12 protein-coding genes and 1 pseudogene are annotated in these 16188 nt (G+C 63.7%); 6 read left to right on the plus strand and 7 right to left on the minus strand.

Translation table 11 applies throughout. The annotated features are described in order from the left end of the window. The first annotated feature begins 108 nt into the window (after positions 1 to 108). Complete coding sequence (locus HNO52_RS06010) at positions 109 to 1740, plus strand: L,D-transpeptidase family protein (RefSeq protein ID WP_232090610.1); 1632 nt, start codon at positions 109 to 111, stop codon at positions 1738 to 1740. A 57-nt stretch (positions 1741 to 1797) separates the two neighbouring features. Here the strand turns inward: HNO52_RS06010 and HNO52_RS06015 are convergent, their stop codons facing one another. The 4 genes from HNO52_RS06015 to HNO52_RS06030 all read right to left on the minus strand — a co-directional run bounded on the left by HNO52_RS06015 (position 1798) and on the right by HNO52_RS06030 (position 7196). Next, positions 1798 to 2064 carry a DUF1127 domain-containing protein gene (locus HNO52_RS06015; RefSeq protein WP_197568275.1) on the minus strand — a complete coding sequence of 89 codons (267 nt, stop codon included), beginning with the start codon at positions 2062 to 2064 and terminating at the stop codon, positions 1798 to 1800. 350 nt (positions 2065 to 2414) lie between these two features. Next, the gene (locus HNO52_RS06020; RefSeq protein ID WP_232090612.1) at positions 2415 to 4226 is read right to left on the minus strand and encodes an ABC transporter ATP-binding protein; all 1812 of its coding nucleotides are present in this window, start codon (positions 4224 to 4226) and stop codon (positions 2415 to 2417) included. 144 nt (positions 4227 to 4370) lie between these two features. After that, positions 4371 to 6122 (minus strand): peptidoglycan DD-metalloendopeptidase family protein, encoded by a 1752-nt coding sequence (locus HNO52_RS06025; RefSeq protein ID WP_197568276.1) that lies wholly within the window; start codon positions 6120 to 6122, stop codon positions 4371 to 4373. Positions 6123 to 6347: 225 nt separating this feature from the next. Continuing rightward, the gene (locus tag HNO52_RS06030; RefSeq protein ID WP_197568277.1) at positions 6348 to 7196 is read right to left on the minus strand and encodes a pirin family protein; all 849 of its coding nucleotides are present in this window, start codon (positions 7194 to 7196) and stop codon (positions 6348 to 6350) included. A gap of 110 nt (positions 7197 to 7306) precedes the next feature. On the opposite strand from HNO52_RS06030, the gene HNO52_RS06035 reads away from it, so the two are divergent. Next, the gene (locus tag HNO52_RS06035; protein WP_197568278.1) at positions 7307 to 8206 is read left to right on the plus strand and encodes a LysR family transcriptional regulator; all 900 of its coding nucleotides are present in this window, start codon (positions 7307 to 7309) and stop codon (positions 8204 to 8206) included. 100 nt (positions 8207 to 8306) lie between these two features. Then, complete coding sequence (locus HNO52_RS06040; protein ID WP_197568279.1) at positions 8307 to 9311, plus strand: glutathione S-transferase family protein; 1005 nt, start codon at positions 8307 to 8309, stop codon at positions 9309 to 9311. Between the two features lie 201 nt (positions 9312 to 9512). Here the strand turns inward: HNO52_RS06040 and HNO52_RS06045 are convergent. After that, positions 9513 to 9920 (minus strand): annotated as a pseudogene (locus HNO52_RS06045) (Gfo/Idh/MocA family oxidoreductase); the annotation flags it as partial. Then, positions 9895 to 10950 (minus strand): sugar phosphate isomerase/epimerase family protein, encoded by a 1056-nt coding sequence (locus tag HNO52_RS06050; protein ID WP_197568280.1) that lies wholly within the window; start codon positions 10948 to 10950, stop codon positions 9895 to 9897. The pseudogene HNO52_RS06045 and the gene HNO52_RS06050, both read right to left, overlap by 26 nt. Positions 10951 to 11396: 446 nt before the next feature. Here HNO52_RS06050 and HNO52_RS06055 point away from each other — a divergent pair, with 446 nt between their 5' ends. Continuing rightward, on the plus strand, positions 11397 to 12401 hold the full coding sequence (locus HNO52_RS06055) for a LacI family DNA-binding transcriptional regulator (protein ID WP_197568281.1): 1005 nt from the start codon (positions 11397 to 11399) through the stop codon (positions 12399 to 12401). A gap of 8 nt (positions 12402 to 12409) precedes the next feature. Here HNO52_RS06055 and HNO52_RS06060 read toward each other — a convergent pair whose 3' ends face one another. Next, complete coding sequence (locus HNO52_RS06060; RefSeq protein WP_197568282.1) at positions 12410 to 12862, minus strand: YaiI/YqxD family protein; 453 nt, start codon at positions 12860 to 12862, stop codon at positions 12410 to 12412. A gap of 440 nt (positions 12863 to 13302) precedes the next feature. On the opposite strand from HNO52_RS06060, the gene HNO52_RS06065 reads away from it, so the two are divergent. After that, positions 13303 to 15027 carry a DEAD/DEAH box helicase gene (locus HNO52_RS06065; protein ID WP_197568283.1) on the plus strand — a complete coding sequence of 575 codons (1725 nt, stop codon included), beginning with the start codon at positions 13303 to 13305 and terminating at the stop codon, positions 15025 to 15027. Positions 15028 to 15210: 183 nt separating this feature from the next. Next, positions 15211 to 16137, plus strand: a complete 927-nt coding sequence (locus HNO52_RS06070; protein WP_197568284.1) for a Gfo/Idh/MocA family protein — start codon at positions 15211 to 15213, stop codon at positions 16135 to 16137. The last annotated feature ends 51 nt before the right edge of the window (positions 16138 to 16188 follow it).

The raw sequence follows: 16188 nt of genomic DNA on the forward strand, positions 1-16188 counted from the left end.
TGAATAAGGTAAATGGACTCGGCTGATATGGCAGCCATATACCAGGCCCTATTATGAAGGCAGTGGCCAAGAAGACCAGACTAGCCATCAACGGAGCAGGAGCAATAGATGCGGGCTATTACATGGATGGGAATGTTGATGCTGTTGCTTGGCCTTGCGCCCCTGGCCTGGGCGGAGCAAGGGGAAGCCGCAAGAGCATGGGAAGATGAGCCGGGCGTGGTAGGAGAGCTGGCCCGGCAGGCTGCTTCGGACGGGGCGCGGATACAGGATTTCTATGCCCGGCGTGACTATCGTCCGGCATGGCAGGATGCCGACACGGTGGCTGCATTCACTTCGGCGCTGCATACCCTCGAAAGCGATGGGCTCCACCCTCAGGATTATCGCCCCGATGAGTTGAGGAATCGGCATCGAGCGGTTTATGACTACGGCTCCGATGTCGAGGCGCAGGCGCAATACGACCTGTTTGCCACGCGGCAGTTGCTGACGGCACTCGACCATCTGCAGCGCGGCAAGGTCGATCCCGAAGCGCTCGATACCGGCTGGGAGGTGCCGGTGTCGCCCCCCGATTTCTCCCTGGCGGCAGTGTCCGGTGCCGTGGACCAGCAGAGATTCGAAGCGCTGATTGGCGAAGTGCGGCCGGATTTCGTTCCCTACCAGCGGTTGCGCTCGGGGCTGGCGCGCTATCGCAACATCGAGAAGCTGGGCGGTTGGCCGCGCCTGCCGGAACGGGAGCAGGCGCTGCGCCCAGGTGACGTCGACGAGGATGTTCCGCTGCTGCGTGAGCGTCTGGCGGTCATCGGTGAGCTCGAGTTATTGATCGCCGATAACGACATCTTCCCCGGTGGCGAGTTCGAGGCGCCTGATCCGCGCCGCTACGATGCCAGCCTCGAGGCGGCGGTAAAGCGCTTCCAACGCCAACACCTGCTGGACCCGGATGGGATCGTCGGTCGCCAGACCCTGGCGGCACTCAACGTTCCGGTGGAGCGCCGCATCGACCAGATTCGCCTCAACATGGAGCGTGCCCGTTGGCTGTTGCACGGCTTGCCGGCATCCTTCGTGCTGGTCGACATTGCCGGCTACCGGCTCAGTTACTATCGCCCGGACGGCCAGATCTGGCGTTCGCGCATCGTGGTGGGCCGACCCTATCGGCGCACGCCTTCGCTGCGTTCGGAAATCACCCACTTGACAGTGAACCCCACCTGGACGATACCGCCCACCATCAAGCGGGAGGACGTGTTACCCAAGGTGCGGCAGGATCTCGGTTATCTGTGGCGCGAGCGGATCCAGGTGCTGAGCCCGTCGGGCGCGCCCCTCGACCCCTGGGAGATCGACTGGGGCAGCCCCGGCAACATCGTCCTGCGTCAGGCTCCGGGCCCGCAGAATGCCCTGGGGCAACTCGTCATCCGCTTTCCCAACGAGCACATGGTCTATCTCCACGACACACCGGCCCAGAATCTTTTCTCTCGCGAACAGCGTGCCTTCAGCTCCGGCTGCATTCGTGTACAGAACATTCGCGAGCTGGGCCAACTGCTGCTAGACGATACCGACAGTGGTCACGACGTGGAGCGGAGGGTTGAGAACGACGAGACACAGAACGTACGCCTGGCCCATCGCATGCCGATCATCATCCATTACTGGACGGTCAACCCCGGCGATGACGGCGAACTCTCGTTCCGCCCCGATATCTACGAGCGCGACGATGCCCTGCTGCGCGCGCTGGATCGCCCGCTGACACTGTGAGACAGCAGGAAAGGGAAAGGAAAAGGCCCCGGTCACGTCCTGTGACCGGGGCCTTGGCTAAGCCAGGCGCGCCCCGCAGCGGGGACAGACCTCACGCATGCTTTCGGCTTCGCTGCGCTTGCTGCCGGCACCATCGCCTGCCTGCGGCTCGGCGGAAGCGGGATACTCCGAATGGATCGGCATCAGCTTGCCGCGTTCCCAGCGCAGGCCGATGTCCTTGAGCATGCGTGGGTCGCAGTCGCGCAGCGATGCGTCACGACGACGGTTGGCATAGTGGGTGCGCACGGCGCGAAGCAGGCGACGGGTGGTGCGTAATACTGCCATGGTCTCGGTCTCCTTGAGTGGAGGCCGGGAACTTGTGCGCGGTAGGCGGGAAACGAATCATGCTTGGCCGCGACAAGTGCCGCGGCCAGCGTCCTCAGGTGTCGTCGTTTCGACGGCTGGCACACGGCTGCAGCAAACGGGTACGCATCGCGTTATGAAATACGCGATGTTGCCAATTTGCCTTGTAGCCTATGGATAGCCAGCGCATGAGGAACGCGTCTCTTGATGAGTGATGAGTGATGAGTGATGGGTGATGAGTGGGGTGAAATGTGCCGCATCGACGATGCGACTCTTTTCTTATAGACAATCGCTCAACAAGCGTCAACGGATTGAGGGGATTTTGTCGAGGCCTAGCGATAGCCCTCGGCCTGCAGCCGGAATAGCCTGGCATAGTGGCCGTTCTGCGCCATCAGGCTGTCGTGGTCGCCGCGTTCGATTACTTCGCCGCCGTCGATGACGAGTATCCGGTCGGCGGCGCGCACCGTGGAGAAGCGGTGCGAGATGAGGATGGTCATCTTGTCCCGGCGATGCTCGCGGAAGTCGGCATAGACCGCTGCTTCGGCGGCGGCGTCCATCGCCGCGGTGGGCTCATCGAGTACCAGGATATCGGCGCTCTCGCGCATGTGGGCCCGGGCCAGGGCGATCTTCTGCCACTGGCCGCCGGAGAGTTCCTGGCCGCCCTTGAACCAGCGCCCCAGCTGGGTATGGTAGCCGCCGGGCATGTTGCGAATGAATTCGTCGGCCAACCCGCGCTCGGCGGCCTCCTGCCAGCGGGCTTCGTCGGCAAAGGCTTCGACGTCGCCGGCGCCGAGGTTCTCGCCGACCTTGAGCTGATAGCGCACGAAGTCCTGGAAGATCACGCCGATGCGCCGGCGCAGGGTGGCCACGTCCCACTCATGCAGGTCGCTGCCGTCGAGCAGGATACGGCCGCTGCTGGGTTCGTAGAGGCGGGTGAGCAGCTTGATCAACGTGGTCTTGCCGGAGCCGTTGGCACCCACCAGGGCCAGGCTCTGCCCTGGCGCAACATGCAGGGAAATGTCGCGTAGGGCTGGCCGCTCGGCACCGGGGTAGGTGAAGCCGACCTGCTCGAAGCGAATGCCGTCGCCGGGGCTTGCACCTTGGGTGAGGGTACCGCCTTCTGGGGCCACCGGCTGCTCAAGGTACTCGTAGAGGTTCGACAGGTAGAGGTTGTCCTCGTACATGCCGCTGATCGAGGTGAGGCTGGCGGAGAGCGCCGCCTGGCCCTGCTTGAAGACAATCAGGTACATGGTCATCTCGCCCAGGGTCAACGCGCCCGAGATCGTCTCCACCACTACCCAGGCATAGGCGCCGTAGAAGGCCAGCGTACCCAGCAGACCGAGCAGGAAGCCCCAGCTCTCGCGGCGAATGGTCAGGCGTCGGTCTTCGCCGTAGAGAGTGTCGAAGATCTTGCGGTAGCGCTCGAGCAGCAGCGGTTCCAGCCCGAACAGCTTGACCTCCTTGATGCTGTCCTCTCGTGCCAGCACGGTTTCCAGGTAGATCTGCATGCGGGTCTGGGGCGAACGCCAGCGGAACAGGCGGAAGGCGTCACCGGAGAACTTGGCCTCGGAGACGAACACCGGCAGCGCGCCGATCACCAGGATCAGGATTGCCCAGGGCGAGAACTGCACCAGCAGCACGCCGAAGCTGGCCAGCGAGATAGCGTTCTGCAGCAGGGAGAAGGTCTTGTTGACCAGCCCCAGCGGGCGAGTCGATGCTTCGCGCCTGGCCCGGGTGAGCTTGTCGTAGAACTCGCTATCCTCGAACTGGGTAAGCGAGAGCGTGCCGGCCTTCTCCAGGATCATGACGTTGACCTTCTGCCCCAGCAGCGCCCTCAACAGCGACTGCTGCGCCGAAAGCCCGCGCTGGGCCAGGGCGATGGCGGCAATCACACCGGCCTCCGCCAGCACGTAGCGCATCACCGGCCAGGTGTTATCGACGGTCAAGGCGGCGCCGGTCTCGCGGTGATGGGCCATGGCCTCGACCACGGCATCGACGATCAACTGGCCGATCCAGGCGGCGACGGCAGGCAGTACACCGGCAATCAGCGTGCAGATCGCCAGTCCCAGGGTGAGCGTGCGGGAAGTCTGCCACACCAGCGTCAGCGCGCGACGGCTATAGCGGAAGACGCCGAAGAAGGTCATCAGGCGGCTACCAGCGGGTGGTGTAGGGGCAGGGGAGGCGCGGCGCATGGGCTGTGTGGGCAAAGGGCTCCGTTCAAGAAAAGACGCCCTGCTGAAGAGCAGGGCGTCGTTGGGCGTGCCTGGCTAGCGGTTGGCAGCGCTCGATCAGTCGTCGTCGTTTTCGGCGTCGGTCGAGGCCACCACGGGGCCGGCCTGGCCGGAACGCAGTGCGACGAGCAGAGGTTCAGCCTCGCGCTGGAAGGCCATCAGACGTTCGCCGTCGAGGCTCTGGCTCTCCGGCAGATCGACCTGCATGGCATCGACCGCGTTGTTGTTGACGATGACTTCATAGTGCAGGTGAGGGCCGGTGCTGCGGCCGGTATTGCCCGACAGCGCAATGCGTTCACCCATCGAGACACGCTCGCCGCGATTGACCGTCACGCGCGAAAGGTGCAGGTAGCGCGTGCGATAGCCGTTGTCGTGGCGAACCACGATGTAGCGCCCCGCCATAGGGTGATTACCGACCTTCTCGACACGGCCCTCGGCCGGGGCCGTAACGGGCGTACCGATGGGCATCGCCCAGTCGGTGCCACGGTGCGGGCTGACGCGTCCCGTCACCGGATGGGTGCGGCGCGGATTGAAGCTGGAGCTCATGCGATAGCTGCCTTCGAACGGGTAGCGGCTGAAGGCGGGATTGAGGCTCTGGCCGTCCGGGGTATAGAAGTTGTTGTCGTCGCTGTTGCGTACCAGTGTCAGGTCCATGCGGGCACCCTGATACTGTATGGCCAGTACGCGCGAGTCGAAGCTGGCGCCGTCGATGATGTCGGACTCGATAAGTACCTGGAATTCGTCGCCGCGGCGGGTGTCGCGGCGGAAGTCGAGCTTCTTCTCCAGCAGACGTGACACCTGTGCCACTTCGGTACTGGAGAGGCCGGTGGCCTGGGCCGAGCGGGCAAAGCTGCCGCTGACGCTGCCGGCGAACAGGCGCTGGGTGGCTTCGCCGGCGCGTTCGATGGTCGCCACGTCGAAGCCATCCTCGTCACGCTCGAGCATGAAGCCTTCGCGCGAGTTCTTCATGATCCGCATGGACAGCAGGCGTTCCTGCTCGTCGAGCTGATACTCGAAAGTGTTGCCGACCCGCCAGTGTGTCAGCAGGCGCTTGTCGGGAATGCTGTCGAGCAGGTGCATCGCCTCGCTGTAGCCGAGGCCGAGTTCGTTCTGGGCCAGCACGGCGAAGGTGTCGCCCTGCTGCACGGTATAGGTGCGCCACTCCGGCACGAAGGGTTCGGCGGCGACAACCTCTTGGTTGAAGTTGAGCGGGCCATCCTCGAACAGTGCCAACTCATCGTCCGGATAGTCCTCGTAGGAGGTCGCATCGGCGGCAAGCGCCTCGTCATCGGTATTCATGTCGTCGAGCATGCCGCTGGCCAGAGTACCGATCACCGTGGCCATATGCAGCGCACCTGAATCCAGCTCCGTTGCCAGTTCGATGCCGCTGGTGTCGCCGGTCGTGGCGGAAAGGCTTGCGGTAGCGGTAGCGGTAGCGGCATCGAGCTCGGCAGCGGCGGGAGCGGGTGAAGTCGCTCGCCCTGCCTGGGCTGCGGTGACCCCGGAAAGGTCGACGATCTCGCTGGGCTGCAACTGAGAGAGCGGAATGTAGTCTCGGGTGGCGTCGATGGCCTGGGTGGCGATTTCGATGGCATCGGCGACAGAGTAGCGTTCACTGTTGAGGGCGGGGAGGCCGGGTTGTGCCTCCGGCGACAGGGGATAGAGTACGGTCTCGGGTACTTGTCCCTGTCGCTGGGTGTTCTCGACAAAGGTAACGATCTTTTGTGCGCCCAGCACAGTCACCATGGTGGCGACGGGTAACAGCAGCAACTTATGCGTGCGGGGCAGCGAATGGAGGATTCGCAACATGTTTGTAGGCCATAAAAAAAGATGACAAGAATATATAAAGCCACGGGAACCTTAACCCATGCTATATGGCCTGCCTAGACTGTACGTCCATACAGCAAGATGCACCCGGAGTCCCTCGCATGAGGCTCCAGGCGGTCTGAATGTTGTCGAACACTGTTCAACAAAGTCATTGAACGTGAATATAAGGTAGGAAACAACCCCTTTTCGGTAAATGAATAGCATGCATCAGTCGGTGAAGCTGCCATTGCGATAGTCGTGCAGCGCCTGATCGATCTCGTGAAGGTGATTCATCACGAAAGGGCCATAGTGGACGATCGGTTCACCATGCGGCGTGCCGGCGAGTAACAGGCACTGCGCACCCTCGCGGCTGGAGAGGGCCAGCGTATCGCCCTCGCCGAGACGTGCCAACTGGCCGGCTGTAACCTTCTCTCCGGCGACCTGCAGGGCACCGTCGAAGACAAACACCGCCAGCGTTTCACTGCTTGTCGCGAGCGCCATCTCACCGCCGGCCTCGAGCCGCGCATGGGCCACGGCGCCGTCGCCGGCGAGGGAGTCCAGCGGGCCCGCGACGCTCTCTCCGGTCTGCGTCGTCCAGCTGCCACCGAGCGCAATCAGTTCCCCCTTGTCTGTCTTCAGGCGCGGCATTTCGCCGCTGCGCACATCGCGGTATCGTGCTTCGCTCAGTTTTTCCCGTGCCGCCAGGTTGAGCCACAGCTGGAAACCATGCAGGCCCTGGCTATCGGTCAGTGGCATTTCGGCGTGAACGATTCCGCGGCCGGTATGCATCCACTGGGCGTCACCGGCCTGGATGGTGCTGCTGTGTCCCAGGTGGTCTTCGTGGGTGATGCCGCCATGGATGATATAGGTGAGCGTCTGAATGCCGCGGTGCGGATGCGAAGGGAAGCCGCCAATGTAGTCGTCGGGCCGATCGGAGCCGAGTTCGTCGAGCATCAGGAAGGGGTCGAGTTCGCCGTCGAAGCGATGGATGCGTTGGATGTGCACGCCGTCGCCATCCTGGCTGGGGTGACTCTGGATCAGGCCTTCGATGCGACGAATGTTGGGGCTAGCGACCATGGTGCAGTCTCCCATTGTGGTTCTGAATGGTGGATATGCCTGGCATTCTAGACCGTTTTTTTCGAAGATTAAGCGCAACGTTTCGCAGCTATCATTCGAGGAATTCGAATATGTCCCGCGTCACCCTGGCCCAGTGGCAGATGCTCGCGGCGGTCGTCGATCACGGCGGCTTTGCTCGCGCCGCCGAGGCGGTTCACAAGAGCCCTTCCACCCTCAACCATGCCGTGCACAAGCTCGAGGAGCAGCTCGGCGTCAGAGTGCTGGAGCCGGTGGGGCGCCAGGTGCGCCTGACCGAGGCCGGCGAGATGATGCTGCGCCGGGCGCGCCAGTTGATCGAGAGCGCCGAGGCGCTGGAAGACGTTGCCGGCCGCCTCGCCGAGGGCCTCGAGGCCGAAGTGGTCCTGTCGGTCGACCAGATCTTTCCCACCGCTGCCTTGGCAGCAGCGTTGAGCCTTTTCTCCGCTGAATACCCTTACGTTCGCGTACAGCTCCATGAAACCGTGCTCAACGGTGGCATCGAGATGCTCTACGACGGCCGTGCGGATCTGGCCGTTTCGGGGCTGGCAGCGCAGGGCTTTCTCGGCGAGCCGCTGGTGTCGGTCCACTTCATTGCCGTGGCCCACCGCGACCATGAGCTGCACGCACTCGATCGCGAGCTCGACCTACGTGACCTGCAGCGCCATCGCCAACTGGTAGTACGCGACTCGGCGCTGCGTCAGTCGATGGATGCCGGCTGGCTCAAGGCGGAGCAGCGCTGGACGGTCAGCCATCTCGAAACCTCCATCGACATGGTCCGACGCTGCCTGGGGTTTGCCTGGCTACCCGAAACGCGCATACACAACGACTTGGAAAATGGCTTGATGCGCCCGCTACGGCTCTCGGCCGGCGGTATCCGGGAGGTACCCATGCAGATGATCTTTCGCGACCGCGACCGCGCGGGCCCCGCGACTCACGCCATGGCCCGCGCATTACACGAAGCAGTAGCGAGTACCTGCCCGAGGCATATGTGATCGTTCGCTTTTTTCGATGGTAGAGGCGGAAAAACTGCGCTTGAGCGATGAGCAGGAGGCGTTACTCTCATTAGCCAAATGACGCTTTATGGAGAACGCAATGGGCCTGTTGATCGACGGCAAATGGCACGACCAGTGGTACGACACCAAGAAGCATGGCGGCGAGTTCGTACGCGAATCTTCCAAGCTGCACGACTGGGTGACGCGTGACGGTGGCCCGGGGCCCGACGGACAACGCGCCGTGCCGGCGGAAGCGGGGCGTTTCCACCTCTATGTGTCGCTGGCCTGCCCCTGGGCGCACCGTACCCTGATCATGCGCAAGCTGAAGGGCCTCGAGAATGTCATCGGTGTCTCCCACGTCAGCCCGCTGATGCTCGATCAGGGCTGGACCTACCACGAGGACGAAGGTGCCAGCGGCGATCCGGTCAACGGCGTCGAGTACCACCGCGAACTCTATACCCTGACCGATCGACACTACACCGGACGCGTCACGGTGCCGGTATTGTGGGACAAGCAGGAAGGGCGCATCGTCAATAACGAATCGGCCGAGCTGGTACGCATCCTCAACGACGCCTTCGACGAGGTGACAGGAAACCGGTCCGACTTCTACCCTGCGGACCTGCGCGAGACCATCAATGCGGTCAACGAGGACGTCTACGAGCACATCAACAACGGCGTCTATAAGTCGGGCTTCGCCACCGAGCAGGCGGTCTACGACAAGCACGTCAAGGCGCTGTTCGAGGCGCTGGACCGGGTCGAGGCGCGCCTGGCCGAGAACCGCTACCTGGCCGGCGAGTGGCTGACCGAAGCCGATGTGCGGCTGTTTTCCACCCTGGTGCGCTTCGATGCCGTCTACTACGGCCACTTCAAATGCAACTTCAGGCGCATCGAGGACTACCCCAACCTATCTAACTACCTGCGCGAGCTGTACCAGTGGCCGGGCGTGGCCGAGACGGTGAACCTCGAGCACATCAAGCGTCACTACTATTACAGCCATGACGCCATCAACCCCACGCGCATCGTGCCTGGAGGGCCGCTGCTGGACTTCGAGCGCTCTCACGACCGCGAGCGACTGCCGGGGCAGGGGATTCGCGAGAAAAAATGACGGGGTCCGCCGCTCCCACCGGGAGCGGCGGACTCGTCGAGTTGACGCCCCGCCACGGCGTTGAACAGCTCGGCGCTGACTTCGCTGACGCGCTACCAGCTCGCGAGCATGCTGGACCAGCGGATAACCGACGTAGGTGTGCGCCAGCACAAAGCGCTTACCGCTGGCCTCGACCGCCTCGGCCAGACGCTGTGCCTCGTCGACGCTCAGCCTCATCGGCTTTTCGCAGATCACATGAATACCCGCCTTCAGGCAGGCGAGTGCCGCCGCAAAGTGCAGGTGGTTGGGCGTGACGATGGAGAGGACCTCGGCGCCGTCTTCGTGCTCGGCCTCGCCGGCAAGCAGTGCCTGGTAGTCGGTATAGCAGCGCGCCTCGGCCACGCCCAGCTCACGGGCCGTAGCCCGGTTGCGTTCGGCCTGTGACGAGAAAGCCCCGGTACCAGCTCGTAGCGATCGTCCATGCGCGCGGCGATGCGATGCACGCCGCCGATCAGCGCTCCCTGGCCGCCACCGACCATGGCCAGCCGCAGGCGCCGCGGCGTCTCTTGGCGTGGTGTTGCGTTCATGTCGGGTCTCCTCAGGGTCAGTCGAGCCCCAGCAGGGCGCGATTGGCTTGGCGGTCGGTGCCGGCGTCGGCGAAGTCGTCGAAGGCGCGGTCGGTCACGCGGATGATGTGTTCGGCCACGAAGTGGGCGCCCTCGATGGCACCCTGCTCGGGATGCTTGAGGGCGCACTCCCATTCGATCACCGCCCAGCCCGGGAAGTCGTACTGCGCCAGGCGCGAAAAGATGCCCTTGAAATCGACCTGGCCGTCGCCCAGCGAGCGGAAGCGCCCGGCGCGTTCCACCCAGGAGCTGTAACCGCCGTAGACGCCCTGCTGGGCGGAGGGATGGAACTCGGCATCCTTGACGTGGAACATGCGGATGCGCGGGTGGTAGCGGTCGAGGAAGGCCAGGTAGTCGAGTTGTTGCAGAACCATGTGCGACGGATCGTAGAGGATGCAGCAGCGCGGATGCTCGTCGACGGCGGCGAGGAAGCGCTCGAAGGTAATGCCGTCGTGTAGGTCCTCGCCGGGGTGGATCTCGAAGCAAAGGTCGACGCCCTCGCTGTCGCAGACGTCGAGAATCGGCTTCCAGCGCCTGGCCAGTTCGGCGAAACCTTCCTCCACCAGACCTGCGGGTCGCTGCGGAAAGGGATAGAGAAAGGGCCACAGCAGCGCACCGGAGAAGGTAGCCAGCGCACTCAGCCCCAGGTTGGCGCTGGCCCGTGCGGCGAGCTCGAGCTGATTCACGGCCCAGGCCTGGCGCGCCTCGGGGTTTCCGTGAAGCTCGGCCGGTGCGAAGCCGTCGAACAGGCTGTCATAGACCGGATGTACCGCCACCAGTTGCCCCTGCAGGTGGGCGGAGAGTTCGGTGATGACCAGGCCGTGCACGGCCAGCATGGCCTGGATTTCCTGGCAGTACGGCTGGCTCTCGGCGGCGCGCTCAAGGTCGAACAGGCGCTTGTCCCATGAGGGGATCTGCACGCCTTCGAAGCCCAGCTTCGAAGCCCATTGGGCGATGGCTTCCAGGCTATCGAAGGGGGGCTCGTCGCCGGCGTACTGGGCCAGGAACAGGGCCGGCCCCTTGATGGTCTTCATCGAGCACCTCGCTTGTCGCTGTTATCGGCGCGGGCGGGAAGCCCATTTGATGTCTGTTTGATGTAATGGATTACATTGCAGCAGCAAGGTCAACAAGGGTCAAGCTGTTGACGAGGGGGTTCGAGGCGGTGAAAGGTAGCCGAGGAAACTCAGGAAACCCGTTGTCTGCGGGCCTCATGGCTTGGTGATTCTTGGCATGAACGTAGCGCGTATTAGACTAAAGAGGGTTGGCTCGAGCCGCTCATGCTGAGGAATGGCGAGGCGCTTTGATCGCACGATTTCTACGCTTTTGTGTAAAGCTTTACATTCTGACGATGGGCAACTCACAATAAAGCGTGCGTGGCGGGGCGGTGCCGGCCACGGCGTTACCGCGGCGGGATGACCACGTCATGCCAAGAGCCAAGCAGACGCTCCCCAAGATAACTCTTTCAAAGCGAACACAATCCATGCCTACCATCAAGGACGTCGCTTTGGCGGCAGGCTGCTCCACGGCCACCGTATCGCGGGCACTGGCCAACCCGGAAAAGGTATCCGAGGCCACCCGGCAGCGTGTGGCGCATGCCATCGCCGAAGTGGGTTACGTTCCCAACGTGGCGGCACGCAACCTGCGCCGCGCCGAGTCGCGAACGATCGTCACGCTGTTGCCCGACATCTCTAATCCCTTCTTCTCCGAGATCATCAACGGCATGGAGGAGGTGGCTCACCAAGCCGGCTACCAAGTGCTGATCGGCGACTGCGAGCGCGACCCGGCCAGGGCCGAGGCCTACTTCAATCTGCTGCCGACCAACCAGGCCGACGGCATCATCCTGCTGACGTCCGACATTCCCCGTGCGCTGGTCCGCCACGCCGACGCCCGCGCAGATGCGCCGCTGGTCATGGCCTGCGAATTCTTCTCCGACGTCGACCTGCCAACCGTCGCCATCGACAACTATCAGGCCACGGCGCATGCCATCGACTACCTGGTCTCGCTGGGTCATGCGCGCATCGCCTCGGTCTCAGGCCCTGTCGGCAACCCCATCTGCCGCGAGCGCACCCGCGGGTACCACGACACGCTGGCCGCCCGGGGGCTGTCGAGCTCGGCACGCGTGGTGGAAGGCGACTTCGGCTTTCGTTCGGGCTACCAGCAGGGGATGACGCTGCTCGATTGCACTGAGCCGCGGCCCAGTGCGATCTTCTGTCATAGCGACGAGATGGCCATCGGCGTGCTCAAGGCAGCCCGTCAGCTCGGCATTCGCGTACCCGAGGCGCTCTCGGTAGTGGGTTTCGACAACATCGGCTTCAGCGAGTACTGCGAGCCGGAGCTGACGACCGTCAGCCAGCCCCGTCACGAGATCGGCCAACAGGCGATGCGCATGTTGCTGAGCCTGCTGGCGGGGGAGGCCGTGGTGCGACGACAGATCCTGAGCACGCAGCTCATCGTGCGCAAGAGTACCGGTCGCCCGGCGGCTTGAGCGACGGTCTATTGCCGCTGTTTGGCCAGCCACCGGTCCAGCGCATTGGCGAACTCGCGCCGGTCGGCATCGCTGTAGCCCTTGGGGCCGCCGGTGTGCTCGCCGCTGGAGCGCAGCGTTTCCATGAAATCCCTCATCTGGACGCGGGCGCGAATATTGTTCCTGTCGAGGATCTCGCCGCGGGTGGTCATCACCGCCGCACCCTTGTCGATGGCCTCGAGAGCCAGTGGCAGGTCGGAGCTGATCAGCAGATCGCCCGTTTCGAGGCGCGCCACGATTTCGTTGTCGGCGGCATCGAAGCCGTGGCTCACCGACAGCGACTTGACCCACTTCGAGGGCGGCAGGGGGATGGCATGATTGGCGACGAACCAGGTCGGCGTGGTGGTGCGCTCGGCGGCGCGTACGATGATCTCGCGCGCGACCTTGGGGCAGGCGTCGGCATCGACCCATAGCGTGGGCATTCGGGCAGGCTCCTCGCGGAAGAATTCTTGATTGTGTGATCGTAGCGTTGAAAGTACTGGTCATGGAACCAGTATCGATGGTAGCATGCGCGCTCCTCGCATGTGTTGACCCCGCCATCATGACGATTCGCTCCGTATGCCACGCATACGAGAGGCAATCACCGAGACCGACAGCTAACGCTGCAACGTCCGAGATGTGAAGATGGAGCGCCGCAGGATGCCGCCAACCGGGCGACATCGGCGCAAAAAGGTCGCCACAGCGGTTCCGCCCGATGGCGCGAACCGGATGCCAGGTGCGACCGGCATCCCACGATAACGTGATCCGTTCTGTCCAGGCTGCTTATGCCCGTGATGACAGAGCCACCGACCTGCCAATGTGCTGTGTCGGGGATGCCTCAATGTGATTTGCCGGCGAGTGCCGGCCTACCAAGGTGTGATTGATGACCTCGACTTCTGTCGCTTCGCCGAGCTTCGGCGATCTTGCTCTGCTGCCTGCCGTTCTCGCCGCTGTCGAAACACTGGGTTACGAAACTCCATCTCCGATTCAGACACAGACCATTCCGGCACTGCTGGAAGGGCGTGACATGCTGGGCCAGGCCCAGACCGGTACCGGCAAGACCGCGGCATTCGCCTTGCCGCTGCTGTCGCGGCTCGAGCTGACTCGCCGCGAGCCCCAGGTGCTGGTGCTGGCGCCTACTCGTGAACTGGCCCAGCAGGTGGCCGTCTCTTTCAGCAAGTACGGCCAGAACCTGCAGGGTCTGGAAGTCGCCACTCTGTGCGGTGGCCAGGAATATCGTGAACAGCTGGGTGCGCTGAAGCGTGGCGCACAGGTGGTGGTGGGCACGCCGGGCCGGGTGATCGATCACCTCGACCGTGGCAGCCTCAAGCTCGACGGTCTCTCCGCCCTGGTGCTGGACGAAGCCGACGAGATGCTGCGCATGGGCTTCATCGACGACGTCAAGCGTGTCGTCGCCGATACCCCCAAGGAAGCTCAGCGGGTGTTCTTCTCCGCCACCCTGCCGACCGAGATCGAGCGCATCGTCAACCGCTACCTGGTCGACCCGGTCAAGGTCGCGATCGAGTCGCGCACCACCACCGGCGAGAATATTGAGCAGCGCCTGGTGCGCGTCGACGGCGGCGCCAAGCTGGAGGCGCTGTCGCGCATCCTCGAGGTCGAGGCGGTGGATGCTGCCATCGTCTTCGTGCGCACCCGGGCTGCCTGTACCACATTGATGGAGCAGCTCTCCGCGCGTGGCGTGAACGTGGCCAGCCTCTCGGGCGACCTCGACCAGAGCCTGCGCGAGCGCACCATTCAGCGTCTCAAGCGCGGCAAGGTCGACGTGCTGATCGCCACCGACGTGGCCGCCCGCGGCCTCGACGTGCCGCGCATCACCCACGTCTTCAACTATGACCTGCCCCAGGATGCCGAGGCCTACACCCACCGTATCGGCCGTACCGGCCGGGCCGGGCGTACCGGTATCTCGATCACCTTCGTCGGCTTCCGCGAAGGCCGCAAGGTGGGCTGGATCGAGCAGGCCACCGGCCAGAAGCTCAGCGAAATGGAAGTGCCCGACGAGGCCGCCATTCGCGCTCATCGTGACGAAGTATTCCATCAGCGCATCATCGGCAGCCTGACCGGCGGTGCCGACGAGCAGCGCGCACTGGTCGAGCGCCTGGTGGCGGAAGGTCACGATCCGGTGGAGCTGGCCTGTGCCTTTGCCGCCCTGGCGCGTGCCGACGAAGCGCCCATCGGTCGCCTGCAGGCGCCGCGCAAGGAGCGTGTCGAGCGTGGTGGTGAGCGTGCATCGCGTGACGGCAAGCCGCCGCGTCGTGAGCGTGACAGCCGCGGCCCGAGCGAAGGCATGACCCGCTACCGCGTTGCCGTCGGCCACAAGGATGGCGTAAAGCCGGGCCAACTGGTCGGCGCGTTGGCCAACGAGGGTGGCATCGAAGGTTCGCGGATCGGCCGTATCGATATCCGCAACGCCTTCTCGGTGGTGGAACTGCCGAGTTCGCTTCCGCCGAGCATCCTGGCCAAGATGGCGCGTGCCCGCGTCGCTGGCCGCCCGCTGGAGATCAGCGAGGACGGCGGTGCCCCCGAGCGTGCTCCGCGCCGTCGCCGCGAAGACGGTGATGCACCGGTGCGTCGCCGCACCAGCGCTTAAGCGCTCCGTTCGCCGCTAGCGGCGAACGCTGAAAGAAGACAAGGCCCAGACCGGGAAACCGGGCTGGGCTTTTTTGTTTGTGCGCCAGGCATGGCGAGCAGCGCCTGACCGGCGCTCACTTGATGACTTGTTACCAAGCCGGCATGGTGGCTCATTCCAGCAAAGGGCGAAAAAGGAAGTGTAATGTCCTTCATAAACTTGGGGCTTGTCGGCTTCGGCAAGATCGCTCGCGACCAGCATCAACCGGCTTTAGCCGAAAGTGACGAATTTCGTTTGGTTGCCAGTGCCGATCCGCATTCACTCCACGAATCTGTGCCCGGCTACGCAGCCTTGGATGATATGCTTGCGGCGCATCCGGAGATTGATGCGGTGGCCATCTGTACGCCCACCAGCCTGCGCTACTCGCAGGCTCATCTGGCCCTTGAGCAGGGCAAACACGTGCTGCTGGAGAAACCGCCGGGCGCGACGCTGAGTGAAGTCGAAGATTTAGCGTTGTTGGCAGAGCGCCAGGGCTGCACCTTGTTCGCCGCCTGGCATTCGCGCTTCGCCCCGGGCGTGGCGGATGCGCGCGAGTGGTTGCGTGAGCGTCAGGTGCAGCGAGTCGAGATCGATTGGAAAGAAGATGTCCGTGTATGGCACCCCGGTCAGGCTTGGATCTGGGAGCCGGCCGGAATGGGCGTTTTCGACCCGGGCATCAATGCATTGTCGATCATCACCGAAATACTTCCGCACGCCTTCTTCCTACGGGTTGCTCGGCTGTGGATACCTTGCAATTGTCAAGCGCCGATTGCGGCCCGGCTGGACTTCAGCGACGCCTTGGCGACACCGATTGTGGCTAACTTCGATTTCCGCCAGTCCGGCCCGCCGACCTGGAGCATACATGTCGAGACCGATTGCGGTCGCCTAAGCCTGTCCCAGGGCGGACGCCGGCTGGAAGTCGCCGGGCAGTGTGTTCTCGATGCCGATGAGCGCGAATACCCCGGGCTCTATGCACGTTTTGCCGAGCTGATTCGCAGCGGGGGCTCGGAGGTGGACCTGGCGCCATTGCGTCATGTGGCAGATGCCTGCCTATTGGGGTGGCGCGAGACGACCGAAGCCTTTCACGAGTGATTCGAGTGGCCAACGCATCGGGCGATCCTTGAATCGCCCTATGCAGCATTG

This window comes from Halomonas sp. MCCC 1A13316 (assembly GCF_014931605.1).
Lineage (GTDB): Bacteria > Pseudomonadota > Gammaproteobacteria > Pseudomonadales > Halomonadaceae > Halomonas.